Below are 25,990 nucleotides of genomic sequence, written 5' to 3'. Positions count from 1 at the left end.
AATACGGACCGGACCGTATTGCATCAGTTTTGCGTCCCTCTGGTCTACGGTCTGCGGTATGCCTGCAAGCCGCAACGAGCACTCGCGACGGGCCATCCTCGACGCGTCCATCGCGATGATCGGCGAACTCGGATACGACAACATCTCGATCGAAGCGATCGCCCGGCGGGCCTGCGTGAGCAAGCAGACGATCTACCGCTGGTGGCCGTCCAAAGGCGCGGTGATCCTCGAAGCTGCCACCGAAAGCCTCAGCACCGTCGTCACGCTCCCCGATACCGGCGACATCGTCGCCGACATCCGCACCCAGCTCACCGCGATCCTGGAGCTGATCACTACCACCGGTTTCGGCCCGGCATACCGATGCCTGATTGCCGCCGGCCAGTCCGACCACGACCTGTTGCGCGCCCTCTTCGACCAGATCATCGCGCCCAACATCGAGGACTTCCGCGCCCGCACCGCCCTGGCGCAGCAGCGTGGTGAGATGCGCGCCGACGCCGACTGGGCGACGATGCGCGACCTGCTCTACGGGGTCATCGAGTATCGGCTGATTCATGCCATGCCACTCGAACCCGAGTACATCGACGGGGTCCTGGACCTCGTCTTCGCGGGAGTGCGTTGATCTACCGTCCGTCTCGGCGGGAACAGTAAGGGTCTTTCACCGACGCGAAGGCGGCGCCGGTACCGGCAGCCTGATGCCATGACTGTGGAAGAGATTCCAGCAGCACTATCGGCGTTCTTGACGCCTCTACAAGCCCGCGATGCCACGCGCGCCGCCGCGCGATTCGCCGAATACGTGATTCTCGAGAGCCCGATCGACATTGATCCCGTCGTCGGCCGAGAGCAGGTCGCCAAAGCAGTGGCTCGGCTCCTCGACGTCATCGACGAGCTCACGGTCACCCACATCATCTCGGGAGACGGATCCTTTGCAGTCGCGACGGACATCAGGATAGGGACGACGGAGCTCAGCGGCGTCGACCTGATCGGCATCAACACCGAGGGCAAGGTCGGTTCGCTGTCGATTCACCTGCGGCCGATGCAAGCCGTCATCGCACTACACGAACGCCTCCTGCCCGCCGCCGGAAATCCATGACAGACCTCGAAAGCACTGCACCACAGATCATCACGAGCAACTCCGTTGCGCTGACGGACGAGACGGACACCGAACTCGCAGCGCGGTTCGAACGCGACGTGATCCCGCTGCTGGACACGCTCTTGGGTGGGGCCGCCCGAATGACGCTCCAACGCGCCGACGCCGAGGACCTGGTGCAGGAAACCATGATTCGCGCGTTTGCGAACTTCAGGACCTTCCAGCGAGGGACGAACCTCAAAGGGTGGCTTTTTCGCATCCAGACCAATGCTCACATCAGCGATTACCGCAAGCGCACGCGACGGCCCACCGAAGTACACACCGCCACGGACTCCGCCTTCCAGCAGATGGCAGACGTCGAGCGTTCACCGCGAGCACTGCGCTCGGCGGAGGTGGAGGTGTTGGAGATGCTGCCCGACGAAGACATCAAGAGCGCGCTGGACGCTTTGCCCGCCGAATTCCGCATGACGGTGTACTACGCCGACGTCGCTGGTCTCACGTACCGGGATATCAGCGAAATCATGTGCACACCAATCGGAACCGTCATGTCACGCATTCACCGCGGCCGATCTCGGCTGCGCGTCCTGCTGGCCGCACTCGCCGCCGACCGCGGGTACAGCGGAGTACACCGGGCGGGGTAGTTCCGACATCAGCTCCACAACAACAGGGAGGTTCGAATGACCGACACCCCAACGGGTGAAGGCTGGCCGGCGCTACTCGTCGATGACTGGGAGCCGACACGCAGGTCGCTGCACATGTGGAGCCAGATCGTCGGAAAGGTGCGACTGGCCCACGCACCGTTGCTCAATCATTGGTGGCAGGTGCCGCTCTACGTGTCGCCACGAGGATTGACGACATCCGCGATCCCGGTGGGGACCGGTTCCTTCGACATGGAGTTCGACTTCGTCGACCACGTGCTCACGGTGCGTGTGAGTGACGGCGGTGCCGCCGCCATCGATCTGCGCGGCGTCTCCGTGGCCAACTTCCACCGTGGACTTCTGGATGCTCTCGGCGATCTGGGTGTCGAGACGCGAATCTCGGACGGCCCCAACGAAGTACACCCAGCCATTCCCTTCGTCGAGGACACGCACATCGGTTACGACCCCGTCGCAGCCGAGGCCTTCTGGCGACAGCTGATCCAGGCCGACCGTGTCATCGGCCGATTCCGCGCCCGGTTCATCGGCAAGGTCAGCCCTGTCCACTTCTTCTGGGGTTCTTTCGATCTGGCCTGCACCCGATTCTCGGGTCGCCTCGCACCCCGGCATCCCGGAGGGGTGCCGAACTGCGGCGACTGGGTGATGGAGGAAGGATATTCGCACGAACTGAGCAGTTGCGGATTCTGGCCCGGCGGCGCGGCCGAGGGCGCGTTCTACTCGTACGCCTATCCCGAACCGGCCGGCTACGCCGATGCGGCCACGCCGCCCGACGGTGTCGTCTACGACACCGGCCTGCGGCAGTACCTGTTGCCGTATGAGGTTGCACGCCAGGCCGACGACCCCGACGCGGCGGTGATGGAGTTCCTCGAGTTCACCTATGGCGCGGCCGCCGACTTGATGGGATGGGATCGACACAATCTCGAAGGCGACCCTGGCCGCTGGACGCACAAAGTCTTGCCGCGATGACGGGTACCGCCAATGCAGTGCGGGTGGCGTCTTTTGATGACCTGACGCTTGACCGGCCCCATCCCGTGTCGGTCGATGGTGTGGACATCATCCTCATCCGCCGAGGTGACAGCGTGTCAGCCCTGCACGGGCGGTGCCCACATCGGGGAGCACTACTGGGGGACGGGCACGTCGACGGCAACCTGGTCGTGTGCGGGTTGCACGGCTGGCGTTACGACGCCGAGACGGGCGTCTCACCCGTGAACCCAGCGGTGTCGCTCAACACGTTTCGCGCCTGGGTCGCCGACGGCGCCGTGTACCTGGACGAGTCCTCGGTGGCGGAGTTCAAGCGTGCCGATCCGGTGGCGTACGCCGACGACGGCTATCAGGGGCGCTGGATCAAGCCGGCCGACTCCCCCGACGAGCCCTACGTCACGCACATCCACGAGCTTGCCGCGCACGGTCTCGACAGGGTCGGCCACCACGGACCGATGGCCGCCATGGGCGTGCCCAGGGATCAGTTGCCGAAGTGGGAGTCGATCCAGTTGGTGACGGCGCAGCTGGCCCGATTGCCGCTACTGGAGGACGAACCGGTCACCACCGAGACCGTCATCGGGCCGGCCGCCAAAAAGCCACTGGTGCTGGATATTCCGCTGTTCGTCAGCGATATGAGCTTCGGCGCACTGTCGGAGGAGGCCAAAGTGGCGCTGGCGGAGGGCTCGCAAATGGCAGGCACCGGAATATGTTCCGGCGAAGGCGGCATGCTCCCCGAAGAACAACAGCGCAACTCGCGCTACCTCTACGAGCTCGCCTCGGCCCGCTTCGGGTGGGATCTCCGGCATCTGCAGAAGGTGCAGGCCTTTCACTTCAAAGGCGGCCAGGGCGCCAAGACCGGAACCGGCGGTCACCTGCCCGGAAGCAAGGTGACCGGCAAGATCGCCGCGGTACGAGGCCTTCCGGAGGGAACCGCCGCGATCTCTCCCGCCCGGTTTCCCGATTGGACCGCGCTCGACCAGTTCCGCGATTTCGCCGCACAGGTGCGCGAAGCCTCCGGCGGCATTCCCGTCGGATACAAGTTGAGTGCGCAGCAGATCGAACACGACATCGACGCGGCGCTGACGATCGGCGTCGACTACCTGATCCTCGACGGTCGCGGCGGAGGAACAGGGGCGGCACCAACCCTGTTCCGCGACAACATCTCCGTCCCGACGATCCCCGCACTCGCCAGGGCACGGCGGCACCTGACCGCGTCCGCGGCCCACGACGTCACCCTCGCCGTCACCGGGGGAATCCGCACCGCAGCCGACATGGTCAAGGCACTGGCACTGGGCGCAGATGCCATCGGGCTGTCCAACTCGGCGCTCCAGGCCATCGGGTGCGTGGGCATGCGCGCGTGCAACAGCAACGCCTGTCCGGTGGGGATCGCCACCCAGCAGCCCCACCTCCGTGACCGGCTACCCGTGACGCTGGCCGCGCAACGCCTGCACCGCTTTCTGCAGTCCACCGTCGAGCTGATGACCATTCTCGCCAGGGCATGTGGTCACCGGCGCCTCGCCGACTTCCAGCTCGACGATCTCATCACGTTCGACCGCGACTTCGCCTATCTGAGCGGGGTCCCCTACGCAGGAGTGACGCCGCTGTGAGTTCCGATCAACGAGAGACGCAGTGGCACAGAGCGATCGACCCGGACTCACTCGACGAGGGCGAGGTGGAGGTATGCCCCGTCGGTCGGAAGTCCGTCGCACTGACCAAATTGGGCGGTGAGTTCGGCGCCATCGACAACCGCTGCCCCCATCAAGGCGGGCCACTGGGGCAGGGCACCTTGGAGAACGGCAAGATCCGGTGCCCCTGGCACGGCTTCGACTTCGACCCCTTCACCGGTGAAGCCGCGGGCGGGCCCGATTTCGACGTCCCGACCTACCCTGTCGAGGTCCGCGCGGACGGCGTCTACGTCGGCACGCCACCACCTGCACCCCACGTTCGTACAGTCAGCGACGTGCTGATCGAGACGATGACCGACTGGGGAATCGACACGGTTTTCGGGATGGTCGGCCATTCGAATCTCGGTATGGCAGAGGCGATGCACCGCGCCGAGAACGCCGGCAGATTGCGCTATTTCGGTATCCGCCACGAGGGGGCGGCTGCCTTTGCGGCATCGGCGTACGAGAAGATCACCGGCAGGCCTGCGGCATGCTTCGGTATCGCGGGACCAGGTTCGACGAACTTGCTGACGGGTCTTTACGACGCGAAGGCAGATCGTGCGCCGGTGCTGGCGCTGTCCGGCAACGTGGATTCAGCCGTCGCAGGCAAAGGCGCCTTCCAGGACATCGATCTACTCGCCGCGTTTGCGGACGTGTCCACCTATTCGTCCATGGTCCGTTCGGGGTCCGACCACGCCGAACTGATGGCGATGGCAATCAAGCACGCCGTGCTCAGGCGCGGAGTCGGACACCTCGTGCTGCCCGACGAGGTGCAGGTACTCCCGGCACCGCAACAACCCGCCGTCAGCCCCATCGGACGGATGCCCGACCTTCGCGTCGGTCCGCCCGCGCAGGCGCTCGGAGATGCCCTCACCCGGATCGCTGCGGCAACCCGGCCCGTCATCGTGGTGGGTGCCGGCGCCAAAGACGATATGGCTCACGTTATTTCACTAGCTGAGCGATTACATGCGCCGATTCTGACGACTTTCAAGGCCAAGGGACAGATCTCCGACAGGCACCCACTGGCGTGCGGCGTGCTCGGCCGTTCCGGAACACCCGTCGCCTCCTGGATGATGAACAAGGCAGACTTCCTGCTGGTGTTCGGCGCCTCGTTCTCGAACCACAGCGGCATCTCCCCCTACAAACCCACTGTGCAGGTGGACACGGATCCGCTGATGCTCGGCCGGTTCCGGCCCGTGACGGTGCCGGTGCTCGGCGACGTCGGCGTCACCGCGCAAGCGATGGCAGAGGGCCTCCACCTCCACCCGTCGATCATCGACCAACGCCCCGAGATCGCCGAACGCTGGGCGGTCTGGCGCACGGAGAAGGCCCGCCGCGCGTCTGCGACCCCGGCCGGCGGGCGGGTGTCTGCCGCTGCTGTCTTCCACGAGCTGAATGGCCTGACACCTGAGAATGCCGTCCTGACGGTCGACGTCGGCAACCACGCCTACTCGTTCGGACGATACTTCGAACCGACGTCACAAGCGGTTCTCATGTCGGGGTATCTCGGTTCGATCGGCTTCGGAATTCCGGCAGCTCTGGGGGCGTGGGCAGCGGCGCCCGACCGTCCCGTCATCGCGGTCACCGGTGACGGCGGTTTCGGCCAGTACCTCGCCGAGTTCACCACGGCCGTCAAGTACGGCATGAATATCACCCACATCCTGCTGAACAACGGCGAACTCGCCAAGATCAGCGAAGAGCAGCGCAGCGCCGAGTACGCGGTCTGGCAGACGTCGCTGCTGAATCCCGACTTCGCCGCGTTGGCCCGTGACTGCGGCGCCTACGGCAGGCGTGTCAGCGATCGGGCCGACCTCGTGACCGCGATCGCCGAGGCACTCGATCACCCCGGCCCCGCCATGGTGGAGATCAGGACCGACCCCGCATCGCACTAGAAATGAGAGATTCGATGAAAGCTGTTGTGCTCACACGTTTCGGCGGAACCGACGCCTTCGAGCTGTCCGACGTCTCGGTGCCGCACGTCGGCCCCCGCCAGGTGCGGGTGCGCATCCACGCCACCGCCGTCAACCCCCTCGACTATCAAATTCGTCGCGGAGACTACGCGGATCTTGTTCCGCTGCCTGCGATCATCGGTCACGACATCTCCGGTGTGATCGAGGAGGTCGGCTTTCACGTGACCGAGTTCCACGCAGGCGACGCCGTGTACTACACGCCCCAGATCTTCGGTGGTCCGGGCTCCTACGCCGAGCAGCACGTCGCCGACGTCGACCTGGTCGGGCGCAAGCCCGAGAACCTCAGCCATCTCGAGGCGGCGAGCCTGACCCTGGTCGGTGGAACGGTCTGGGAATCCCTCGTGACGCGAGCCCAGCTCACCGTCGGCGAGACGGTCCTCATCCATGGCGGCGCGGGCGGCGTGGGCACGATCGCAGTCCAGGTCGCGAAAGCCATGGGAGCGAGGGTGATCGCCACCGCGAGGGCCGGCGACGACGAGTTCGTGCGCTCTCTCGGCGCGGATGTGGTGGTCGACTATGCGTCCGGGGACTACGTCGACACCGTAGCCGAGGTGACGCGCGGCAAGGGGGTCGACGTCGTCTTCGACACGATCGGCGGCGACACGCTCACCCAAAGCCCGCTGGCACTGGCCGACGGCGGACGCGTCGTCAGCATCGTCGACATCGCGCGACCACAGAACCTCTTCGAGGCGTGGGGCCGCAACGCCGCCTATCACTTCGTCTTCACACGACAGAACCGGGGAAAGCTGGACGCACTCACCACGCTGGTCGAGCGTGGCCTCGTCAAGCCGGTGATCGGCGCGACGCTTCCGCTCGCACGCGTGGGCGAGGCGCACGCACTTCTGGAGAACAGGCGCTCGTATGCGCTGCGCGGCAAGGTCGCCATCGACGTGGCGGGTGACACCGTGGAGCTACCGGCCGCATCATGAGCGTGAAGCCAGGGCTGCGATCGGGGGACTGATCGCGACCCGGAATGCTATTTCGCGGAGACGGGGATGGGGACGGGCGTGACGAGCTCGCCCGTCTTCAGGAAGATGTCGAGGTTGCGCAGCGTCAGCTCTTCCATCGCCGCGCGGGTCTCCTCGGTGCCGCTGCCCACGTGCGGGAGCAGCACGACGTTGTCGAGGCCCAGCAGCGCCTCGGGCACCTGTGGCTCGTCGGTGAACACGTCGAGGCCGGCGCCGGCGAGGCGACGGTCCACCAACGCCGAGACCAGCGCGTCCTGGTCGACGACGCTGCCGCGGGCGATGTTAATCAGGTAGCCCTGCGGGCCGAGCGCGTCGATGACCTCGGCGTCCACCAGATTGCGGGTGCCATTTCCGCCGGCCGCGGCGATGATCAGCACGTCGACCCCGCGAGCCAGCTCGACCGGCGACGCGGCGTAGGTGTAGGGCGAGTCGGCGATCTCGTTGCGGTTGTGGTAACTGATGGAGCAGCCAAAGGCACTGAGTCGCAGGGCAATTGCTTTGCCGATGCGACCCAGGCCGATGATGCCCACCCGGGTGTCGCTCACCCGGCGGGTCAAGGGGTAATTGCCGTCGACCGGCCACCGGCCGGCACGCACGTAACGATCCGCGGCGGAGAACTGCCGCAGCGTGTCGATCGTCAATCCGACGGCCGTGTCCGCGACACAGTCCGTCAGGACGTCGGGGGTATTACTCACCCCGACGCCCCGAGTTCCAGCGGCGTCGACGTCGGTGGTGTCGTAGCCGACGCCGAAATTCACCACCGCGCCGAGATTGGGCAGAGCGCTCATCAGCGCGGCATCGACGCCCGTGCGGCCCGACGTCACCGCGACCGTGAAGTCGGCGCCGTGCCGCGCCAGGAAGTCCGCGCGGTCGGCGGCCGCATCGGGCAGCACCTGCGCCTTGTAGTCGTCGGCGAGGGTGCGCGCGAGCGACGGCTTCAGCGGCCCGACCTGTAACACGCCGGCATCAACGACAAAGTGATTTCCCACGCTGACCAAGCTACGACGAGCTGCGGATACCCGTCCACGTCCGAAATAGCATGGACTTATGCCGAACCCGCATTACTGGCCTCTTGCCCGGACCACCTGCGCATCACTGATGCCCCTCCACGCTTAAACCGCCTGATTAGGACGCATTTCCTCGACGCAGACCAGCTCTTGAACACGCGTCCAAAACCGCCGAAACCGCCCTTTGGCCGGGGTTGACGGTGTTTTGGAGAGGCTCTTACCGTGTGGTTGCCATCACAGATTGCATCTACATACGTGGACGTCACGACCCCCAGCCCGGGAGGATCCATGCACCCGAACATCACTCGGCGCCTGTCGGCGCTGGCTCTGGCGGCCGTCGCCGTCACCGCCAGCGGCTGCACCGTCGCCAACACCGGCAGCGGCGGCTACGACCCGAACACGCTGCGCATCGTCCTCCCGCAGGAGCCCCCCACGCTGGAGCCGTGTGAGGGTTCGCTGACATCCACCGGCATCGTCACCCGCTCCAACATCACCGAGCCGCTCGCAGAGCGCGACTCCAACACCGGTGAGCTGTTGCCGCTGCTGGCCACCGGCTGGGAGCAGACCGCGCCCACCGAGTGGACCTTCACGCTGCGCGACGGCGTCACATTCTCCAACGGTGCACCGTTCACATCGGCCGATGCGGCGTTCTCGATCGACCGGGCGGTCAACTCCGATCTGCAGTGCAACGTCGACGGTTACGTCTTCGGCGACGACGTGCTGACCCTCCAGACTCCGGACGAACACACCGTCGTCGTCGGCACCCCGGCGCCCGATCCGATTCTGCCGCTGCGTGTCTCGTTCGTCGAGATGGTGCCGGTGACCACCAGCATGACCGAGAAGGTCCGCGAGCCCATCGGCACCGGTCCGTACGCGATCGAGCGTTGGGACTACGGCCAGAAGCTCACCCTCGCCCGCAACCCCACCTACTGGGGGACTCCGCCGGCATTCGCGAAGGCCGAATACCAGTGGCGCAGCGAGGGAAGCGTGCGCGCCGCGATGCTCACCAATGACGAGGTCGACATCGCGACGGGCCTCGGGCCCGAAGACGGTGCCGGCGACCTCGGCGTGCCGTTCCAGAACAACGAGACCACCGCCCTGCGCATCACCGGCACCGAGGCGCCGCTGAACGACATGCGCATCCGGCAGGCCATCAACTACTCGGTCAACCGCACCGGCATCGTCAAGGCACTCTTCCGCGGACTCGGCGAGCCTGCGGCACAGCTGATCCCCGAAGGCGTCGTCGGCTACAACGCCGATCTCCAGCTGTGGCCCCATGATCCGGACAAGGCCCGCCAGCTCGTCGACGAGGCGCGCGCCGACGGTGTCCCGGTGGATCGGCAGATCCGCTTGATCGGCCGCAACGCCCAGTTCCCCGGCGTCACCGAGACCGTCGAGGTCATCCAGAGCGAGCTGGCCAACGCAGGTCTGAACGTCAAGATCGAGATGATGGACACGGCCGCGCAGCTCGAATATCAGCTGCAGCCGTTCCCCGCGAACGCCGGACCGTTCCTCGCGTTGATCCAGCACGGCAACCAGGCCGGTGACGCCGCCTTCACCGTCGATCAGTACATGAAGACCGACGGGGCCCAGAGCGCTTTCGGAACACCGGCTTTCGACGAGCAGATCGACGCCGCCGGCGAACTCACCGGTGAGGCACGCCAGCAGGCCTACGCGCAGATCTTCGCCGATGAGCCGCAGAAGATCATGCAGTTCGCCTACATCGCGCACATGCGCGGCATTCTCGGCAAGTCAGCCCGGGTGGACTACACCCCCAATCCGGCCACCGGTGACGAGATGCTGCTGGCCACCATGACACCGGCCTCGGCCGACCGCACCGACCAGTCCTGACTCCGACGTTACAGAAGGGCCAGCCCATGTTCTCCTTCGTCCGGCGCCGGATGTATTCCAGCGCACTGCCATTGATCATCGTGCTTCTCGGTGTGTTCCTGCTCGCCAGACTGACCGGTGATCCGACCAACCTCTATCTGCCCGAATCGGCGACGCCGGAGCAGCGCGCCGACTTCGCCACGGCCAACGGTTTCAACGACCCGTTGATCACCCAGCTGATCGACTACTTCAAGGGCATCATCCACCTCGACTTCGGAACCTCGCTGCGCACCGGCGAATCCGCATCCGAGATGGCGCTGCGCGCCTTCCCCGCCACCCTGCAGCTCGCGATCACCACGATGCTGCTGGCCATCGTCTTCGCCGTCATCATCGGCTGCTGGGCCGCCTACCGCCCCAACTCTCTCGCCGACCGGTTCTCGTCGCTGCTGTCCATGACCGCGGCATCGATCCCGGACTTCTGGTTCGCCATCACCGGCGTCTGGTTGTTCGCGGTGCTGCTGGGCTGGCTGCCCACGTCCGGCACCGACGCAGGCATGCTGTCGTGGATCCTGCCGATCGCCACCCTGATGATCCGTCCGCTCGGCGTACTCACCCAGGTCGTGCGCGGCGCAATGGTTTCGGCACTGTCGGCACCGTACGTGCGGCTGGCTCGAAGCAAAGGCGCCAGCGACTTCCGCGTCGTCAGCCACCACGCACTGCGCAACGCCGCCGCCCCCGCACTGACCGTCGCCGGTGACCTCGCGGTCGGCCTCATCAACGGCGCGGTCGTGGTCGAGGCCATCTTCGGCTGGCCCGGCATCGGCAAGCTGATGATCGACGCGATCCTGCAACGCGACTTCGCGGTGCTGCAGGCCGCGGTACTGCTCACCGCGGTCAGCATCTTCCTGCTCAACATCATCATCGACGCCTGCTACGCGCTGCTCGACGCGCGTGTCCGCGAAACCGCGAAAGTTTAGGGGCAGACCAATGACTCAGATCGACCTCGTACCAGTCAAGCCGACTACCGCCATCGTCGGCGAGGACGACACCGCGTCCCGGAAGTCCGGCGGCTCCAAGTGGTTCCGGCTGCTGGTCAACGACCGAGTGGCCGCCGCGGCAGCGTGCGTCCTCGGATTCGTTTTCCTCACAGCGGCTTTCGGGCCCATGCTCGTCGGTGACCTCGCCACCAAGATCGACCTCGACAACTCCAACCAGGCGCCGTTCACGCTGGCGCACGGCTGGGCCAATTTCCTGGGCACCGACCCGCTGGGCCGCAGCATGCTGGCCCGATTGATCGTCGCCTGCCAGACCACGCTGTCGGTCGCGATCCCCGCGGTCGTCATCTCGGCGGTCGTCGGCTCGGCCATCGGCATGTGGGCCGGCTACTACCGCGGCTGGCGGGAAACGCTGGCGATGCGCATCGCCGACGTCATCATGAGCTTCCCGTCGCTGCTGCTCGCCGTCGTCGTCCTCTACGTCTTCTCCCCCAGCGCGGCCAATATCGTTCTCGTGCTGGCGATCACCCGCATCCCCGTCTACCTGCGCACCGCCCGCGCCGAGTCGGCCGAACTGCAGAGCCGGGTGTTCGTCGACGCAGCCCGCACGTTCGGCGCCAGCGCCAACTCGATCATCTGGCGCCACGTCCTGCCGATCGTGCTGCCGACACTGCTCACCGTCGCGACGCTGGACTTCTGCTACGTCATGCTCGCCGAGAGTTCACTGAGCTTCCTGGGCATCGGTATTCAGCCGCCCGACGTCAGCTGGGGCCTGATGGTCTCGCAGGGCCGCACGTACCTGCACACCGCATGGTGGCTGTCCTTCTTCCCCGGCCTCGCCATCGTCATCACCACGGTGTCGGCCACCATCCTCGCCGCGTGGGCGCGCATCGCCACCGATCCCGCGCAGCGGTGGCGCCTGACCGTGCCGCAGAAGAAGCTCTCGAAGTTCACAAAGACCGGAAAGGCGCTCTGATGACTGCACTCGCCGATCACGACGTTCACACCGATGCGGTGGACGCCACGCCGGTGCTCGACGTCGACGGGCTCACCGTCGAGGTCCGCACCATCACCGGAACACTGCGAGCCGTTAACGGCGTCTCGTTCCAGGCCCGCCGCGGCGAAACCCTGGCGCTGCTCGGCGAATCCGGCTGCGGCAAGTCGATGACCGCCACGGCTCTGGTGGGGCTCCTCGACCCGGTGGCCGACGTGGTCGGAGGCACCGCCAAGCTCGCGGACGTCGACCTCTTCAGCGTCGACAACAAGAAGCGCCGCGAACTGGCAGGCACCGAGCTGGCCATCGTCTTCCAGGATGCGCTCACCGCGCTGAACCCGCTCTACACCGTGGGAACGCAACTGGCAGAACCGTTCCGGATCCACCAGCGCATGAGCGCCAGGGATGCCAAGAAGAGGGCCATCGAGCTGATGGCGCGCGTGGGCATCCCGCAGCCCGAGACCCGACTGAACTCCTACCCGCACCAGTTCAGCGGCGGCATGCGGCAGCGCCTGCTGATCGCGATGGCAGTGGCGCTCAACCCGAGCGTGCTGATCGCCGACGAACCCACCACCGCGCTCGACGTCACGGTCCAGGCGCAGATCATGGCGCTGCTGCGCGATCTGCGCTCCGAGTTCCACATGGCCGTCGTCCTCATCACCCACGACCTCGCGCTGGTCGCCGAGGAAGCCGACCGGGTCGCGATCATGTACGCCGGCAACATCGTCGAAACAGGAACGGTCGCCGAGGTTTTCGGCAATCCCAAACACCCCTACACCAAGGGCCTGCTGAACTCGGTGCCCGTCAACGCCCGCCGCGGCGACGCACTCAAGTCGATCGGCGGCACTCCACCCGATCTGCATTCCATCCCCGAAGGCTGTGTCTACCAGGCCCGCTGCCCGCTCGCCTCGGACGTCTGCCGCACGACCCGGCCGACCCTCGTCAACGTCGGCGCAGATCGCAAAGCCGCGTGCCACTTCCCGGAAGAGGTCTCCAATGTCTGATCAGATGCCTGAAACCCTGCTCGAAGTCCGTGACGTCCGCAAGAGCTTCCGCGTGCCGCACGCCGGCAAGAACAAGCTGTGCGCGCTCGACGGCATCACGCTCGATCTCAAGCGAGGCGAGACACTGGGCCTGGTCGGCGAGTCCGGTTGCGGAAAGTCCACGCTCGCGCGCACATTGATGATGTTGGAGCGCCCCGATGAAGGCTCGGTGCGCTTCGACGGCGTCGACCCGTTCAGCCTCAAGGGCGCCGACCTGCTCAAGTTCCGGCGTCGCGTGCAGATGGTGTTCCAGGATCCGTACGCATCCCTGAACGCGCGCATGTCGGCGGCGGAGATCATCTCCGAGCCGTGGCGCAGCCACAAGGGCATCGTCAAGAACCGCCACGACCGCGACATGCGGGTGCGGGGGCTGCTCGACATGGTCGGCCTCGGCGCCAAGGCCGCCAACAAGTATCCGCAGGAGTTCTCCGGCGGGCAGCGCCAACGCATCGGCATTGCCCGCGCCCTCGCGCTGGACCCGGACGTCATCATCTGCGACGAGCCGGTGTCCGCTCTCGACCTATCGGTGCAGGCGCAGGTGCTCAACCTGCTCAACGATCTGCAGGAAGAGCTGCAGATCAGCTACATCTTCATCTCCCACGACCTGTCGGTGGTGCGCCACGTCGCCGACCGCGTCGCCGTCATGTACCTCGGCCGCATCATCGAGAACGGGCCCACCGAAAGCGTTTTCGAACGCTCCAACCACCCCTACACCGCGGCGCTGATGTCGGCGGCGCCCACCTTGGACGGCGCGCAACGCAAGCAGCGCATCCTGCTCAAGGGCGAGGTGCCCTCACCGATCAACCCGCCGTCGGGCTGCCGCTTCCGCACGCGCTGCTGGAAGGCTACCGACATCTGCGCGACGACCACACCCACCGCTGCGGTGGATCCGCAGGCCGCCGACCACGCAGCGCTCTGCCACCACCCCATGCTTCTCGAGGGGAGTGGGCGTGAAACCGTGGCGGTATGAGTGTCACCGCGTATTGCGTTCTCGCCGTAGCGATCATGTTCGCGTCGGCGCTGCAGTCGTCGATCGGGTTCGGCATCGGGATGTTCGCGGCGCCGATCGTCGCGCTGATCGATCCGGAGTTGATTCCGGGCACGCTCATCATGATCGCCACGCTGGTGACGTTGATCGTCGTGGTGCGCGAGCGGGAGTCGATCGACTTGCGCGGCACGGGCTGGGCCTTGGTCGGCCGGGTACCCGGCACGGTGGCCGGAGCACTGTTGCTGGCCTCGCTGCCGGAGCGCGGGGTGGCGATCATGCTGGCGGCCGTCGTTCTCGGCGGGGTGCTGCTGACGAGCATCGGCTGGATTCCCGCACCGCGGCGACGCAACGTGGTGCTCGCCGGTGCGGCGTCGGGGGTGCTGGGCACCGCAACAGCGATCGGCGGACCGCCGATGGCGCTGGTGTGGCAGCGCAGCAGCGGCGCGCAGCTGCGCGGCACGATGGGAGGCTTCTTTCTGATCGGGTCACTGATGTCCCTTGTGGTGCTGGGGTTCACCGGAGCCATCCACCAGCACACGTGGTGGGGTTTCGGGGTGCTCGCCCCGGCAGCCGTCGTCGGCTATCTGCTGTCCAATATGTTGAACAAACACCTGAACCCGAAGCGGCTGCGCTGGTTGGCGATCGCCGTTTCGGCAGCGGGCGCGATCGTGCTGATCGCCCGCGAGCTGCTGGCGATCTGAGGAGCGGACGGTGACTGACCCCGACATCTCGGTACGCAAGGTCAAATCCGCCGTCCGCACGGTCGAACTGCTGGAGTATCTGTCCGCCCGCCACGACGAACCCGCCCGCCTGCGGGAGATCAGCGACGCGCTGGAGATGCCGCGCAGCAGCGCCCACGCCCTGCTCCGCACACTCGTCAGCCAGGGCTGGGTGCGCAGCGATCCGACGGGCACGTTGTACGGCATCGGGATTCGCGCGCTGCTGGTCGGCACCAGCTATCTCGACAGCGACCCCTACCTTCCGCTGATCACACCGTTCCTGGAGGACTTGCGCTCCGGTCTCGACGAGACATTCCATTTGGGCCGGCTCGACGGGACCGACATCGTGTACCTCGCCACCCGGGAATCCAAGCAGTACACCCGGATGTCGAACCGTGTCGGGCGGCGCCTGCCCGCCTACGCGACGTCGTTGGGCAAGGCCCTGCTGGCCGAGCGCTTCGGCACCCAGCGCGACGAACACGTCCCCTCAGCGCTGAAAACCCTGACCCCGCACACCATCGCCGATCGCGGCGCCCTCGATCACGAGCTCGATGACGTGCGGGTGCGCGGGTATGCGTGCGACAACGAGGAGAACACCGTCGGCCTGCGCTGTTTCGCGGTGCCGCTGCGCTACTGCAAGCCGGCACAGGACGCGATCAGCGCCTCGATTCCCGTCGAGCGTCTCACCCCGCAACGCGAACACGACATCGTCGACGCACTGCGCACCATGGGAGACAAGGTGTCTCGCGTCGTACGCCCCCTGGCCAACGGCGACAAATGGTTCGCCTCATGATTACTGGAGAAACTCACGTGAAGACACCTACAGTCACCGATGTGACCGTCGTCCCCGTCGCCGGCCACGACAGCATGCTGCTGAACCTGTCCGGTGCCCACGGCCCGTTCTTCACCCGCAACCTGGTGATCGTGCAGGACTCCGCGGGCAACACCGGTGTCGGCGAAGTGCCGGGCGGGGAACCGATCCGCAAGACGCTCGAAGACGCCCGCGCCATCATCACCGGCCGCAGCATCGGCGACTACCACGCCGTCCTCAACGACGTCCGCCGCGCCTTCGCCGACCGCGACGCCGGCGGCCGGGGTGCCCAGACCTTCGACCTGCGCATCGCCGTACATGCCGTCACCGCAATCGAATCCGCGCTGCTCGACCTGCTCGGCCAGCATCTCGAGGTGCCCGTTGCGGCCCTGCTCGGCGACGGCCAGCAGCGCAGCCGGGTGCAGGCGCTGGGCTACCTGTTCTTCGTCGGCGACCGCACCAAAACCGACCTCGCCTACCGGTCGCCGGCCGACGAGGCCGCCTCCAACGATCCAGCAGACGACTGGTTCACTGTGCGTCACGAAGAGGCGCTGACACCCGACGCGGTGGTGCGGCTCGCCGAAGCCGCCCGCGCCCGCTACGGATTCGTCGACTTCAAACTCAAAGGCGGGGTGCTGCCGGCGCCCGACGAGGCCAAGGCTGTCATTGCGCTGGCCGACCGCTTTCCCGACGCTCGAATCACATTGGACCCCAACGGTGGATGGCTCCTCGACGATGCGATCACGACGTGCCGCGAGCTGCGCGACGTCCTGGCCTACGCCGAGGACCCCGTCGGACCCGAGGGAGGGTTCTCCGGACGCGAAGTGATGGCCGAGTTCAAACGGGCCACCGGCCTGCCGACCGCAACCAACATGATCGCCACCGACTGGCGCGAGATGGGGCACGCGATCCGCACCAACGCCGTCGACATCCCGCTCGCCGACCCGCACTTCTGGACGATGGCCGGATCGGTGCGCGTCGCGCAACTCTGCGACGTGTGGGGGCTGACGTGGGGATCGCACTCCAACAACCACTTCGACGTGTCGCTGGCGATGTTCACCCACGTGGCCGCCGCCGCGCCGGGCGACATCACCGCCATCGACACGCACTGGATCTGGCAGGACGGCCAGGCCATCACCGAGAATCCCTACCAGATCGTCGACGGCTACCTGACCGTTCCCGACGCGCCCGGCCTCGGCGTCACTCTCGACGAGCCAGCCGTCGCCGCCGCGCATGAACTGTACAAACGCGAAGGCCTCGGCAGCCGTGACGACGCGGTCGCGATGCAGTACCTGATCCCGGGCTGGACATTTGACAGCAAGCGTCCCGCACTGCATCGGAGCTGACGTGAGAATCGTTGTCGTAGACCCGAATCTGGCACCCCACCGGGAACGGTTCGACGCCATGGTCCCCTCCGGATCCGACGTCCGGTGGTTCTCCGGTGTTGCGCCGGACGAGGAACTGCGCGATGCCGAGGTGTTCGTCGGCAGCCGGTTCACCGCGGAGATGGCGCGCGCCGCCGACAACCTGCGGCTCGTCCACCCCGCCGCAGCCGGCACCGACAGGATCGACTTCGGTGCTCTGGCGCAGGACGTGTTGGTGGCCAACACCTTCCACCACGAGCAGTCGATCGCCGAGTACATCGTCGGTGCCGCGGTGATGCTGCAGCGCGGATTCCTCACGCAGGACGCCCGGCTACGTGAGGGGGTGTGGGCGACGTCGGTCTACGACCGGTCGATACCGCAAATGCCGACACTCGGCGACGCGCACGTCGGCTTCGTCGGGTTCGGCCATATCGGCCAGCGCACGTGGAAGTTGTTGCAGGCGTTCGGATGTAGCGCCTCAGCTGTGACGGGCTCGGGGCGTGTCTCAGACGATACGGGACTCAGCTGGGTCGGTGATACCGGCCAGCTCGGCCGCCTGATGCGGGATTCCGATGTGGTCGTGGTGTCGGCGCCGCTGAACAGCCACACCGAAGGCATGATCGGGGCGGCGCAACTGCAGGCACTCGGTTCCGACGGCGTGCTGATCAACGTCGGCCGCGGCCCCCTCGTGCAGGAACAGGCACTCTTCGACGCGCTGTCGGGCAAGGTCATCAAGGGCGCCGCGATCGATGTCTGGTATCGCTACCCGGTCGATGGAGTCGGTTGCACGCCAAGCGATTTGCCGTTCGAAACCCTGCCCAACATCGTGATGACACCGCATTCGTCCGGCGTCACCCGAGACACGTTCGCGGGCCGGGCCGAAGACGTCGCCGCCAACATCGGAAGGCTCCTACGCGGCGAACCGCTGCGTAACCTCGTCCGGGGCTGAGCGCTCGCCGAAACGGAAAGTACGCAGGGGCCTACTCGCAGTTTCCCTGCGTACTTTCCGTTTCGGCGTAAGAGGCTAGGGCGTGTAGCCGTACTGCGGCTCGTGGAACCGGTTGATGATCGGGATGCGCTCGATGATGCGGTCACGCAGGCGCGGCTGCTGCACCGGCTGCTGCGGAACGACCTGCGCGGGCGGGGCGGCGGGCGGCGGCACGAAGGCCGGGGCCGCCGGAGCCGGGGGCAGATAGTTGGCAGGCGGGGGCGGAGGCACGTACTCCGGGGCGGGCGGCAGGATCGGCGCCGGCGCGAGCGGCTCCTCGTAGACCGGAGCCGGGGCCTCGGGGACAGGCACCTCGATCGCGACAGGCACAGCTTCCGGGGCAGGAGCGGGCGGCGACGCCACTTCTGGAGGGGCGGCCTTCACCGGCGTCGGCTTGGGATTCGGCGCCACCACAGGCTCAGGAGCCGGCTCGGTGACCGACCGCGCCATCTGTGACGCGGGAGGCTCAGGCGTCAGCGTCATGCCCAACGCCACCGACAGCGAGACGACGAACGTCACGACCGCCGCGGCCAGCACCGACGCCAGCGTTGCCGTGCGGCTCAGTCGGCGCCGGGCCGGGGCCTCTTGGGCATCGAGGAGCGACACCGCCGACGCCGATGCCAGCGCGGCACCCCTGGCCAGAGCCAGTTCACTCTCGTCGGCGGAGATCACGGGCACCTGCAGGCGCTGTTCCAACTCGGACACCACACCGGCGACATCACCCGAACCGAGGACGAAGACCGCGTCGGGTGCGAATCCCTCCACGTCGGTGAGAGCGGAGTTGTCGACCTGATCGGCGGTAACCCCGTCGGGAGTCACGGCCGCGACGACCGAACCGCCAGGCTCCGCGACGCAGACCACGAGTCGCTCGCAGCCGGCGATGTCCGCGATGCCGAAGGCCAGCGCCTCGGCGGCCTCCACCTCAGAGACGGCGATGACGTTGTCGACCTGACGATCGGTGAGGGCCTGCCATACTGCGCTCGCTGTGTGCTCCGCATCGGTGGTCCAGGTCAACCCGATCGCGTCGATGCGCCGCGGAGTGGACCGATCGAGCAGCCCGCCGAGCAGACCGTCCGCGTCGAAGCCCTCGTCCAGCGGGAGCGAGCCCCGGTCCACGGTCAGCGTCTCGTCGCCCGCAGCACCGTCGACGACGACCCAGCGCACCGATGACGACGTCATCGACAAACCGAGCACGAGGTCCATGAATTGCTACCAATCTCCAGCGACTAGCCCTCGACACTACCGCGACCCTTCGCCCCAGCACAGCCGATGGCCCGTCGCCTCAGGACGGTCCGTCGAGCAGTCTGCGCCGCCATGCCATGGCCGCATGCGCCGTCATCTGGTGGAACGTCAGCCACGACAGATTTGCATCCCCGACGCAGCGATGCGGCTCACCCAGCCACGATGGTCGTTTCGCTCCGCACCTGCGGCACTCCGTCATGGCTGCTCCTTCCGCTGCTTCGATGGTCCCGCCCCGCGATGATCGCCGCTGCTGGAAGTAACAAACACCACATCTCGACACCGTCTATCGCGGGCTACTGGACGGCACCATCCCTGCCCGCGAGGGCCACGTCCCGTCGGTGTGACCGGGCGAACTCCGTCGGCGAGCAACCCGCAACCCGGATGAACGCCGTCGTGAACGCATTCGCCGACTGATACCCGACACGCTGCGCCACAGCAGCGACCGACAACTGTTCGGCGCGCAGCACGTCCTTCGCGAGCGCCACCCGCCACTCCAGCAGATACTGCATCGGCGGCATTCCCATTGTGCGCGTGAATCTTTGAGCGAACACGGCGCGGGACACCGCGGCAACGCGGGCGAGGCCCTCGACAGTCCAGCCTCGGGACACGTCGGCGTGCAGCGCCCGCAGGGCAGGCGCGAGCACGGGATCGGTCAGGCCGGCGATCAGTCCGCGCTGCGCGCCGCCGAGATCGAGGTCGGCGTGCAGGCGGGCCGCCTCGATCAACAGCACCTCGACGAGCCGCTGCAGGATCACGTCGCGGGCTGCGCCGTCACCGTCGGCCTCCTCGGCGATGAGTTCTACCAGCCTGCTCAGCCGCGCGGCGCCCGGTTCGTCGCTGCGGACGTGGACGACGGGCGGCAACAGCGCCACCAGCAGGGCCGCGTTGGCGGGATCGAACCGGAAATACCCGCCGAGCATCCGCATCGTGACGGGCTCGGACACCTGCCCGTGACGGGTATGCCGGGCCGGGTCGAGCGCGGTGAACACCGGCGCGACGTCGCGGGTCCCGCTGAGGGTGAACTCCGGCATCGCGGGAAGGAGCAGAAAGTCGCCCTGGCGCAGTTCCAGCGCTTCCAGCCCGTCGGCGTCGAGCACGCACGTGCCCTCCAGCATCAGGCAGAACGCGGGATCGCCGTAGCGGGGCTTGCGGACGCTCCACTGCCCGCCGCCGGTGATGACCTTCGACAGGACCGCTTCGGGACGCAGCAAGGCCATCAGCTCTTCCATCGGTCCCGCGCCGCCCACACGGCAGACGCTAGCCGTAGTCGGTCAGGTCATCGTGCCAGCGCCACCGCGTCCGCACCGGCGGCGTATCTGAGCCGGTCCGACGTGTCGGTGGCCGCCTCGAAGACGACGTCGGCGACGTCGCCCGGCGTGGTCACCGCTCCCGGTGTCCCGAATTCCTCGAAGATGGGTGCCGCGAAAGCCTGGTACTCCTGTGGGATCAACCCTGCCATCCGTTCCACGCCGTTGCTGGTGAACTGCGTGCCGGGGCCGTAGCCGGGTTCGACGAGTTTGGCCCGCACCCCAAAGAAGCCGAGTTCCAGGGCCAACGACCCCGTGAACCCTTCGATCGCGGACTTGCTCGCGGTGTACACCGCGGCCAACGGCATGGCTGCCAACGTCGCGCTCGAGGTGACGTTGACGATGACACCCGAGCGACGCAGCCGCATCTGTGGCACCACCGCCTGCGTCACCGCCATCACCCCGAATGTGTTGGTTTCGAACAGCTCTCGCGTCGTCGACATCGGCGTCGCCTCGAACGCGCCGACCGCACCGATCCCGGCATTGTTGACGAGGACATCGATCGGTCCTGCGGCCTCGACCGCTTCGGCGATGCTCGCGGGATCCGTCACGTCCAGCCGCAGAACCCGAAGCCGGTCCGATGGGACGAACAGCCCATCGCGGGGAGTTCGCATGGTGGCAACGACATTCCAGCCTTCGTCGAGGAATCGTTGCGCGGTTGCCAGGCCGTAGCCCGAGGAGCAACCGGTGATCATCACTGTGGTCAAGGCCAAAAGCTATGTGCGGCCGGGTGGGCTATCAATGCTGTGGCGTCCGGGATTGCTTCGCGATCGTCTCGACCTCGATCGGCACGCGGTAGATCATGGAGGCATGGACTGGCAGCCTGATCCTCGCGCACTCCGCGACCGGATCGCGGTCGTCGCCGGTGCCACCCGCGGTGCCGGGCGCGGTATCGCCGCCGCACTCGGCGAGGCGGGCGCGACCGTGATCTGCACCGGCCGCAGCAGCGTCACCGGCGGAGACTCCGACTACGACCGTCCCGAGACGATCGAGGAGAGCGCAGCCCTGGTGACCGAACTCGGCGGCACGGGTATCGCAGTCCAGGTCGACCACCTGGAGCCCAGCCAGGTAGCGGCCCTGGCGGCGCAGATCCGCGCCGAGCACGGCCGCATCGACATCCTGGTGAACGACATCTGGGGCGCGGAAAAGCTCAAAGGTTCGCCACCGCAATGGAACACCCCGATCTGGGACCTCGACCTCGACGACGGATTGCGCATCGTTCGGCTTGCCGTCGAGACACATCTGATCACCGCCCACCACCTGCTACCGCTGCTGATCGCACGCCCCGGCGGTTTGCATGTCGAGATCACCGACGGCACCGCCGAATACAACGCGTCGCGCTACCGCATCTCGGCCTACTACGGATTGGCGAAGTCGGCGGTCAACCGGCTGGCGTTCGACCTCGGGCACGAGCTCGAACCGCACGTCGGCACCGCCGTCGCCATCACTCCCGGTTGGCTGCGCTCGGAGATGATGCTCGACAACTACGGTGTCACCGAAGACAACTGGCGACACGCGCTGGACCCCGATCGCACCGACGGGCCCAGCGCCCCTCGGGCATTCGCAGATTCGGAATCGCCGCGATACGTCGGCCGCGCCATCGCCGCGCTGGCCGCCGACGCCGATCGGGCCCGCTGGAATCAGGCGTCGGTGACGTCGGCACAGCTCGCCCACGAGTACGGATTCACCGACGTCGACGGCACCCAACCCGACAGCTGGTTGTAACTGCGGATCGTGCGAGGCCGGCCTGCCGCCGAAACGGAGTTCCAGCAGGTCCCCACTCGCGCTTTCCCTGCTCAAGTTCAGTCTCGGCAGCTGGCAGGAAACCGCGCATTGCGGCAAACGGCCCGAACACGCGGGGCCTTCTCCCGCCCCGGGCTCTGCACAGCTATCCGAACGTCCTCCGAGAAACTTTGCGGCAGTAGCCGGCAGCCGACGCTCAGCCATTACGGAATGCTGACCTTTCCTGGGAAAACTCTTGGCTCGGCAAACCCCGGGGCCTAGAGTTTGCCCCTAGCCGTTGGCATTGATCGCAAGGAGGCGACATGGGGGGAACACCGGCCATCGCAAGGACTGACCGGACGTCGAGCGGATACGCCCGCTACGTCGGACGTGTCGGCGGCCTGGCATTCGCCCTGGGGGTGGGCGCCGCGATGCTGACAGGAACGGCCGTCGCGTCGGCGGAGGCGTCCGACTCGAGCAGCGCGTCGTCAAGTTCGGATTCGTCGTCAAGTTCGGATTCGTCGTCCGACACGTCGACCCGGGCGACAAAAGCGTCGACGGCCAGCCCGTCGTCGAAGAGCGAATCGGAATCCGAGTCCACGTCGGCCGACGATTCCTCGGAGGAAGCCGGCGATTCCGACGCGGACGAATCCGATTCCACCGGAACGGAATCCGATGATACCGAGTCAGCTGACGACGACGCGGCACCTGCGGTCGAGGAAGACCCTGAGCCTGTTCAGGCGCTCGCCGCGGTCGAAGCCGACGCCGAAGCCGAGGAGCCGAGCTTCTTCGAGAAGCTGTTCAACAACAAGACGCCCACCATCGACCCCAACCCGGCCGAGTACGCCGTCATCGAGGGCAACGTCGTCGGAAACCTTCACCCCGAAGACCCCGACTCGACCCGCCTGACCTACACCGCGACCCGGCCCGAGCACGGATCCGTCGCCATCGGCTCCGACGGCACCTTCGTCTACACACCTGGCGAGGACTACGCCGGAACCGACAGTTTCCAGGTGACCATCAGCGACGCCCGCGACGGCTTCCACATCCACGGGGCCGCCGGACTGCTCAATCTGTTCACCTTCGGCCTGCTCGGCAGCAGCGGCCACCGGGACACCAAGACAGTGTTCATCGGGCACGAGCGCGCGACGGTCGTCGAGGGACTGAGCTCGCCGGTCGACTTCAAGTTCCTGCCCGACGGACGAATCCTCTTCGCCGAGAAGGCCGGCGCGATCCGCGTCGTCGAGGACGGGGTGCTGCGCACCGATCCGCTCATCACGCTGTCGGTGCGGACGGAAGTCGAACGTGGCATCGCCGGCCTGGCCGTCGACCCGGCTTTCGAAACCAACGGCCGTATCTACGTCGCCTACGTCGCTGCCGCGACGACCCGAAATACGTTGTCGCGCTTCGTCGTCAACGGCAACACCGCAACGTTCGACCGGGTTCTGATCGAGTCGAACATGACGGCCGCGCCCAACCACCACGGCGGCGCCCTCGATTTCGGGCCCGACGGCAAGCTGTACTGGGGCGTCGGCGACAACGCCACGGGCAGCAACGCCCAGGACCTGACCGACAACATCCACGGAAAGATCCTGCGACTCAACACCGACGGCAGCGTCCCGACCGACAACCCGCTGATCAACGGTTCGCGCACCGCGATCTACGCCTACGGCCTGCGCAACCCGTTTCGGTTGACGTTCACCCCGACCGGCGAGCTACTGGTCGCCGACGTGGGCAACGCGGCGTTCGAAGAGGTCAACAAGGTAGTCGCCGGCGGCAACTACGGCTGGCCGAGCTCGGAGGGCCTCTGCACCAGCAGCTGCGCGGGCAAGGTGGACCCGATCTTCACCTACGCTCGCGACGGCGGAGCCGCCATCACATCGGTGACCGTCCACCAGGGCAGGGTGTTCATCGCCGACCTGGTCAAGGGCTGGATCAACGTGCTGACGTGCACCCCGAACTACTCGGCATGCACCGACGTGCAAACCTTCGATCCCGAGGCCGGAGCGACCGTCGTCCTGTCCGAGGGCCCCGACGGCGCGCTCTATCAGCTGCTCTACCAGCCGGGTTCGCTCGTTCGCATCGAGCTGGGCGACATCGACGTCTGACGTCGAGTCAGCCTGCCGCCCTGACCAATTCGACAACGGGGATGACACGCTCGGTCTTGGCCTGGTATTCGCCGAACTGCGGCTCGACGGCGACCTGCTTGGCGTAGATCTCGTCGCGCTCGGCGCCGGAGAGGATTCGCGCCGTCGCCGGATAGGTCTCGGTGCCGATCTCAACGGTGATGCCGGGGTTGGCGACGATGTTGTGGTACCAGTCGGGATGGGTATCCGCGCCGCCCTTGCTGGCGAAAATGTAGGTGCGCCCATCGTCTTCCAGGGCGACCAGCGGCGCGATGCGCTCGATGCCGGACTTGGCGCCGGTGTGGTGAACGAGCACGAGCAACTTGCCTTCGAAGATGCCGCCCGCCTTTCCCCCGTTGGCGCGGAACTCGCCGACCACTCCGCGGTTCATCTCGTCGAACGCTGCTTTGTCCATGACCGTTACTACCTCCAGAAGCCGTATGCCTATTCCCGACCGGTGTTCAGCTACCTGACCGCGGCGGTCGCCGGAAAGCTCGAGGTCGCGACAGACTGTATTGGCACAATCAGCCTGCGCAAAGGAAAAGGTGACTAGACTCTGCCTGCATGGAGGGGAAGAAGCGGCTTCTTGCTGCCGCGGTGCTGATGACGGTGCTCAGCGGCTGCGCCCATGAGCCGCCGCCATACGAATCTCGTTACACACCACCACCTCCCGTCGCTCCACCGCCTCCGCCCCTGGCTGCCGGAGCATCGTTCGTCGACGATTTCGAACGCCCGGACACCGACCAGGGACTCGACGAGGACTGGGAGCTGCAGGCGGCCCCGGCCGGCAAACCCCTCGCCCCGGTTTCGAGGGGTGCTTTGATTCGCGACGGACACTATGTGTCATCCGACGACAGCAACACCTACGCGGTGCAGATCCTTCGCGGCACCGTTCGTCGGATCGGCGCCGAAGGGCGCTGGACGAGAGTCGGGGAGGGCGGCGACGAGACCCTGATCATGGGCATCGCCGCCGACGGCAGCCTGGACCAGAACCAGGTACAACTCACGGCGTCGCCGACTACGTGGGAGGTCCGCAGGTTCAGGGACAGTGCCACTCCCCAGCCCGTTGCCCGCGGCACATTCAATCCACCGCTGGCGGTGAACGGCACGTACCGCTTCGAGATGGACGTCGAAGACGGATCCGTCACCGTCCGCGTCCCCGGAGTGGAGGAGGAGGTCAGACTCGGCACGGTGGGTCTGCTCAGTGAGCACGCCTACTGGCAGCACTTCTCGCCGCCGGCGGAGGTTCCGATCGGCAACAAGTTCTGTATCGACACGGTGTGGGCCGCCGAGGAGGGCCAGCCGCTGTCCCCCGTCCCCACCGAATGACGGGGGGTCGTTTCGGGCGTGCACCCAACGGGCATGTCCAGTGGAGCGGAGCCCCCACCGCATGACCGTTGAGCAACCAGCGTGATGCGACGGGGGCTCCGCCCTCTTCGTTTTACAACACGCCACCGACAAGTTGTTTCGATTCCTGGCGCAAAAGGTAACCGGTAGCCCTGCGGGCTCAACCCTGAGTCCGGATCGC

24 protein-coding genes are annotated in these 25,990 nt (G+C 66.7%); 19 read left to right on the top strand and 5 right to left on the bottom strand.

Annotated elements, in window-relative coordinates:
* The first annotated feature begins 58 nt into the window (after positions 1-58).
* The 7 genes from P9A17_RS03425 (at position 59) to P9A17_RS03395 (ending at position 7,287) form a co-directional block, all read left to right on the top strand.
* Positions 59-619, top strand: a complete 561-nt coding sequence (locus P9A17_RS03425; RefSeq protein WP_278037201.1) for a TetR/AcrR family transcriptional regulator — start codon at positions 59-61, stop codon at positions 617-619.
* A gap of 78 nt (positions 620-697) precedes the next feature.
* Positions 698-1,090: a hypothetical protein gene (locus P9A17_RS03420; RefSeq protein WP_278037200.1), complete on the top strand. Its 393-nt coding sequence runs from the start codon at positions 698-700 to the stop codon at positions 1,088-1,090.
* Positions 1,087-1,728 (top strand): sigma-70 family RNA polymerase sigma factor, encoded by a 642-nt coding sequence (locus P9A17_RS03415; protein WP_278037199.1) that lies wholly within the window; start codon positions 1,087-1,089, stop codon positions 1,726-1,728. Before P9A17_RS03420 ends, P9A17_RS03415 begins: the two co-directional genes overlap by 4 nt.
* Before the next feature lie 36 nt (positions 1,729-1,764).
* Positions 1,765-2,709, top strand: coding sequence for a DUF5996 family protein (locus P9A17_RS03410; protein WP_278037198.1), 945 nt, complete (start codon positions 1,765-1,767; stop codon positions 2,707-2,709).
* Positions 2,706-4,331, top strand: a complete 1,626-nt coding sequence (locus tag P9A17_RS03405) for a glutamate synthase-related protein (RefSeq protein ID WP_278037197.1) — start codon at positions 2,706-2,708, stop codon at positions 4,329-4,331. Before P9A17_RS03410 ends, P9A17_RS03405 begins: the two co-directional genes overlap by 4 nt.
* Entirely contained in the window at positions 4,328-6,280 is a 1,953-nt protein-coding gene (locus P9A17_RS03400) for a thiamine pyrophosphate-dependent enzyme (protein WP_278037196.1), read from the top strand. The genes P9A17_RS03405 and P9A17_RS03400 overlap by 4 nt, the downstream gene beginning before the upstream one ends.
* Before the next feature lie 14 nt (positions 6,281-6,294).
* Positions 6,295-7,287: a zinc-dependent alcohol dehydrogenase family protein gene (locus P9A17_RS03395; RefSeq protein ID WP_278037195.1), complete on the top strand. Its 993-nt coding sequence runs from the start codon at positions 6,295-6,297 to the stop codon at positions 7,285-7,287.
* A 47-nt stretch (positions 7,288-7,334) separates the two neighbouring features.
* Here P9A17_RS03395 and P9A17_RS03390 read toward each other — a convergent pair whose 3' ends face one another.
* Positions 7,335-8,315, bottom strand: coding sequence for a 2-hydroxyacid dehydrogenase (locus P9A17_RS03390; protein WP_278037194.1), 981 nt, complete (start codon positions 8,313-8,315; stop codon positions 7,335-7,337).
* Positions 8,316-8,621: 306 nt separating this feature from the next.
* Between P9A17_RS03390 and P9A17_RS03385 the strand changes: the two genes are divergently transcribed.
* The 9 genes from P9A17_RS03385 (at position 8,622) to P9A17_RS03345 (ending at position 18,026) form a co-directional block, all read left to right on the top strand.
* Positions 8,622-10,184, top strand: coding sequence for an ABC transporter substrate-binding protein (locus tag P9A17_RS03385; protein ID WP_278037193.1), 1,563 nt, complete (start codon positions 8,622-8,624; stop codon positions 10,182-10,184).
* 26 nt (positions 10,185-10,210) lie between these two features.
* Positions 10,211-11,140, top strand: a complete 930-nt coding sequence (locus tag P9A17_RS03380) for an ABC transporter permease (protein ID WP_278037192.1) — start codon at positions 10,211-10,213, stop codon at positions 11,138-11,140.
* Positions 11,141-11,150: 10 nt separating this feature from the next.
* Positions 11,151-12,134 carry an ABC transporter permease gene (locus tag P9A17_RS03375; RefSeq protein WP_278037191.1) on the top strand — a complete coding sequence of 328 codons (984 nt, stop codon included), beginning with the start codon at positions 11,151-11,153 and terminating at the stop codon, positions 12,132-12,134.
* Positions 12,134-13,156 (top strand): ABC transporter ATP-binding protein, encoded by a 1,023-nt coding sequence (locus P9A17_RS03370; RefSeq protein ID WP_278037190.1) that lies wholly within the window; start codon positions 12,134-12,136, stop codon positions 13,154-13,156. Before P9A17_RS03375 ends, P9A17_RS03370 begins: the two co-directional genes overlap by 1 nt.
* A 4-nt stretch (positions 13,157-13,160) precedes the next feature.
* Positions 13,161-14,165, top strand: coding sequence for an oligopeptide/dipeptide ABC transporter ATP-binding protein (locus P9A17_RS03365; protein WP_278038591.1), 1,005 nt, complete (start codon positions 13,161-13,163; stop codon positions 14,163-14,165).
* Complete coding sequence (locus P9A17_RS03360; protein WP_278037189.1) at positions 14,162-14,884, top strand: sulfite exporter TauE/SafE family protein; 723 nt, start codon at positions 14,162-14,164, stop codon at positions 14,882-14,884. Before P9A17_RS03365 ends, P9A17_RS03360 begins: the two co-directional genes overlap by 4 nt.
* A gap of 10 nt (positions 14,885-14,894) precedes the next feature.
* Positions 14,895-15,695, top strand: coding sequence for an IclR family transcriptional regulator (locus P9A17_RS03355; RefSeq protein ID WP_278037188.1), 801 nt, complete (start codon positions 14,895-14,897; stop codon positions 15,693-15,695).
* A 74-nt stretch (positions 15,696-15,769) separates the two neighbouring features.
* Positions 15,770-17,059, top strand: coding sequence for an enolase C-terminal domain-like protein (locus P9A17_RS03350; RefSeq protein ID WP_278038590.1), 1,290 nt, complete (start codon positions 15,770-15,772; stop codon positions 17,057-17,059).
* Between the two features lies 1 nt (position 17,060).
* Positions 17,061-18,026, top strand: a complete 966-nt coding sequence (locus P9A17_RS03345) for a 2-hydroxyacid dehydrogenase (RefSeq protein WP_278037187.1) — start codon at positions 17,061-17,063, stop codon at positions 18,024-18,026.
* Positions 18,027-18,101: 75 nt separating this feature from the next.
* Here P9A17_RS03345 and P9A17_RS03340 read toward each other — a convergent pair whose 3' ends face one another.
* The 3 genes from P9A17_RS03340 to P9A17_RS03330 form a co-directional block, all read right to left on the bottom strand.
* Positions 18,102-19,268 (bottom strand): hypothetical protein, encoded by a 1,167-nt coding sequence (locus tag P9A17_RS03340; protein WP_278037186.1) that lies wholly within the window; start codon positions 19,266-19,268, stop codon positions 18,102-18,104.
* Positions 19,269-19,600: 332 nt separating this feature from the next.
* On the bottom strand, positions 19,601-20,536 hold the full coding sequence (locus P9A17_RS03335; RefSeq protein WP_278038589.1) for an AraC family transcriptional regulator: 936 nt from the start codon (positions 20,534-20,536) through the stop codon (positions 19,601-19,603).
* A gap of 47 nt (positions 20,537-20,583) precedes the next feature.
* On the bottom strand, positions 20,584-21,321 hold the full coding sequence (locus P9A17_RS03330) for an SDR family oxidoreductase (RefSeq protein WP_278037185.1): 738 nt from the start codon (positions 21,319-21,321) through the stop codon (positions 20,584-20,586).
* A 103-nt stretch (positions 21,322-21,424) separates the two neighbouring features.
* On the opposite strand from P9A17_RS03330, the gene P9A17_RS03325 reads away from it, so the two are divergent.
* Complete coding sequence (locus P9A17_RS03325) at positions 21,425-22,339, top strand: SDR family oxidoreductase (RefSeq protein ID WP_278038588.1); 915 nt, start codon at positions 21,425-21,427, stop codon at positions 22,337-22,339.
* 320 nt (positions 22,340-22,659) lie between these two features.
* The gene (locus P9A17_RS03320) at positions 22,660-24,444 is read left to right on the top strand and encodes a PQQ-dependent sugar dehydrogenase (RefSeq protein ID WP_278037184.1); all 1,785 of its coding nucleotides are present in this window, start codon (positions 22,660-22,662) and stop codon (positions 24,442-24,444) included.
* Positions 24,445-24,451: 7 nt separating this feature from the next.
* Here P9A17_RS03320 and P9A17_RS03315 read toward each other — a convergent pair whose 3' ends face one another.
* Positions 24,452-24,877, bottom strand: a complete 426-nt coding sequence (locus P9A17_RS03315; RefSeq protein WP_278037183.1) for a nitroreductase family deazaflavin-dependent oxidoreductase — start codon at positions 24,875-24,877, stop codon at positions 24,452-24,454.
* A 149-nt stretch (positions 24,878-25,026) separates the two neighbouring features.
* On the opposite strand from P9A17_RS03315, the gene P9A17_RS03310 reads away from it, so the two are divergent.
* Complete coding sequence (locus P9A17_RS03310) at positions 25,027-25,791, top strand: hypothetical protein (protein WP_278037182.1); 765 nt, start codon at positions 25,027-25,029, stop codon at positions 25,789-25,791.
* The last annotated feature ends 199 nt before the right edge of the window (positions 25,792-25,990 follow it).

Source organism: Mycobacterium sp. 236(2023) (genome assembly GCF_029623955.1).
Lineage (GTDB): Bacteria > Actinomycetota > Actinomycetes > Mycobacteriales > Mycobacteriaceae > Mycobacterium.
The sequence above is the reverse complement of the archived record's forward strand: the minus strand, read 5'-3'. Positions and strand labels throughout refer to the sequence as shown.

Excerpts from the sequence above, each read along its gene's own strand:
- P9A17_RS03425 (WP_278037201.1), top strand. The coding sequence starts at position 59 with ATGCCTGCAAGCCGCAACGAGCACTCGCGACGGGCCATCCTCGACGCG.
- P9A17_RS03420 (WP_278037200.1), top strand. The coding sequence starts at position 698 with ATGACTGTGGAAGAGATTCCAGCAGCACTATCGGCGTTCTTGACGCCT.
- P9A17_RS03415 (WP_278037199.1), top strand. The coding sequence starts at position 1,087 with ATGACAGACCTCGAAAGCACTGCACCACAGATCATCACGAGCAACTCC.
- P9A17_RS03410 (WP_278037198.1), top strand. The coding sequence starts at position 1,765 with ATGACCGACACCCCAACGGGTGAAGGCTGGCCGGCGCTACTCGTCGAT.
- P9A17_RS03405 (WP_278037197.1), top strand. The coding sequence starts at position 2,706 with ATGACGGGTACCGCCAATGCAGTGCGGGTGGCGTCTTTTGATGACCTG.
- P9A17_RS03395 (WP_278037195.1), top strand. The coding sequence starts at position 6,295 with ATGAAAGCTGTTGTGCTCACACGTTTCGGCGGAACCGACGCCTTCGAG.
- P9A17_RS03385 (WP_278037193.1), top strand. The coding sequence starts at position 8,622 with ATGCACCCGAACATCACTCGGCGCCTGTCGGCGCTGGCTCTGGCGGCC.
- P9A17_RS03380 (WP_278037192.1), top strand. The coding sequence starts at position 10,211 with ATGTTCTCCTTCGTCCGGCGCCGGATGTATTCCAGCGCACTGCCATTG.
- P9A17_RS03375 (WP_278037191.1), top strand. The coding sequence starts at position 11,151 with ATGACTCAGATCGACCTCGTACCAGTCAAGCCGACTACCGCCATCGTC.
- P9A17_RS03370 (WP_278037190.1), top strand. The coding sequence starts at position 12,134 with ATGACTGCACTCGCCGATCACGACGTTCACACCGATGCGGTGGACGCC.
- P9A17_RS03365 (WP_278038591.1), top strand. The coding sequence starts at position 13,161 with ATGCCTGAAACCCTGCTCGAAGTCCGTGACGTCCGCAAGAGCTTCCGC.
- P9A17_RS03360 (WP_278037189.1), top strand. The coding sequence starts at position 14,162 with ATGAGTGTCACCGCGTATTGCGTTCTCGCCGTAGCGATCATGTTCGCG.
- P9A17_RS03350 (WP_278038590.1), top strand. The coding sequence starts at position 15,770 with ATGCTGCTGAACCTGTCCGGTGCCCACGGCCCGTTCTTCACCCGCAAC.
- P9A17_RS03340 (WP_278037186.1), bottom strand. The coding sequence starts at position 19,268 with ATGGACCTCGTGCTCGGTTTGTCGATGACGTCGTCATCGGTGCGCTGG.
- P9A17_RS03335 (WP_278038589.1), bottom strand. The coding sequence starts at position 20,536 with ATGGAAGAGCTGATGGCCTTGCTGCGTCCCGAAGCGGTCCTGTCGAAG.
- P9A17_RS03325 (WP_278038588.1), top strand. The coding sequence starts at position 21,425 with ATGGACTGGCAGCCTGATCCTCGCGCACTCCGCGACCGGATCGCGGTC.
- P9A17_RS03320 (WP_278037184.1), top strand. The coding sequence starts at position 22,660 with ATGGGGGGAACACCGGCCATCGCAAGGACTGACCGGACGTCGAGCGGA.
- P9A17_RS03315 (WP_278037183.1), bottom strand. The coding sequence starts at position 24,877 with ATGGACAAAGCAGCGTTCGACGAGATGAACCGCGGAGTGGTCGGCGAG.
- P9A17_RS03310 (WP_278037182.1), top strand. The coding sequence starts at position 25,027 with ATGGAGGGGAAGAAGCGGCTTCTTGCTGCCGCGGTGCTGATGACGGTG.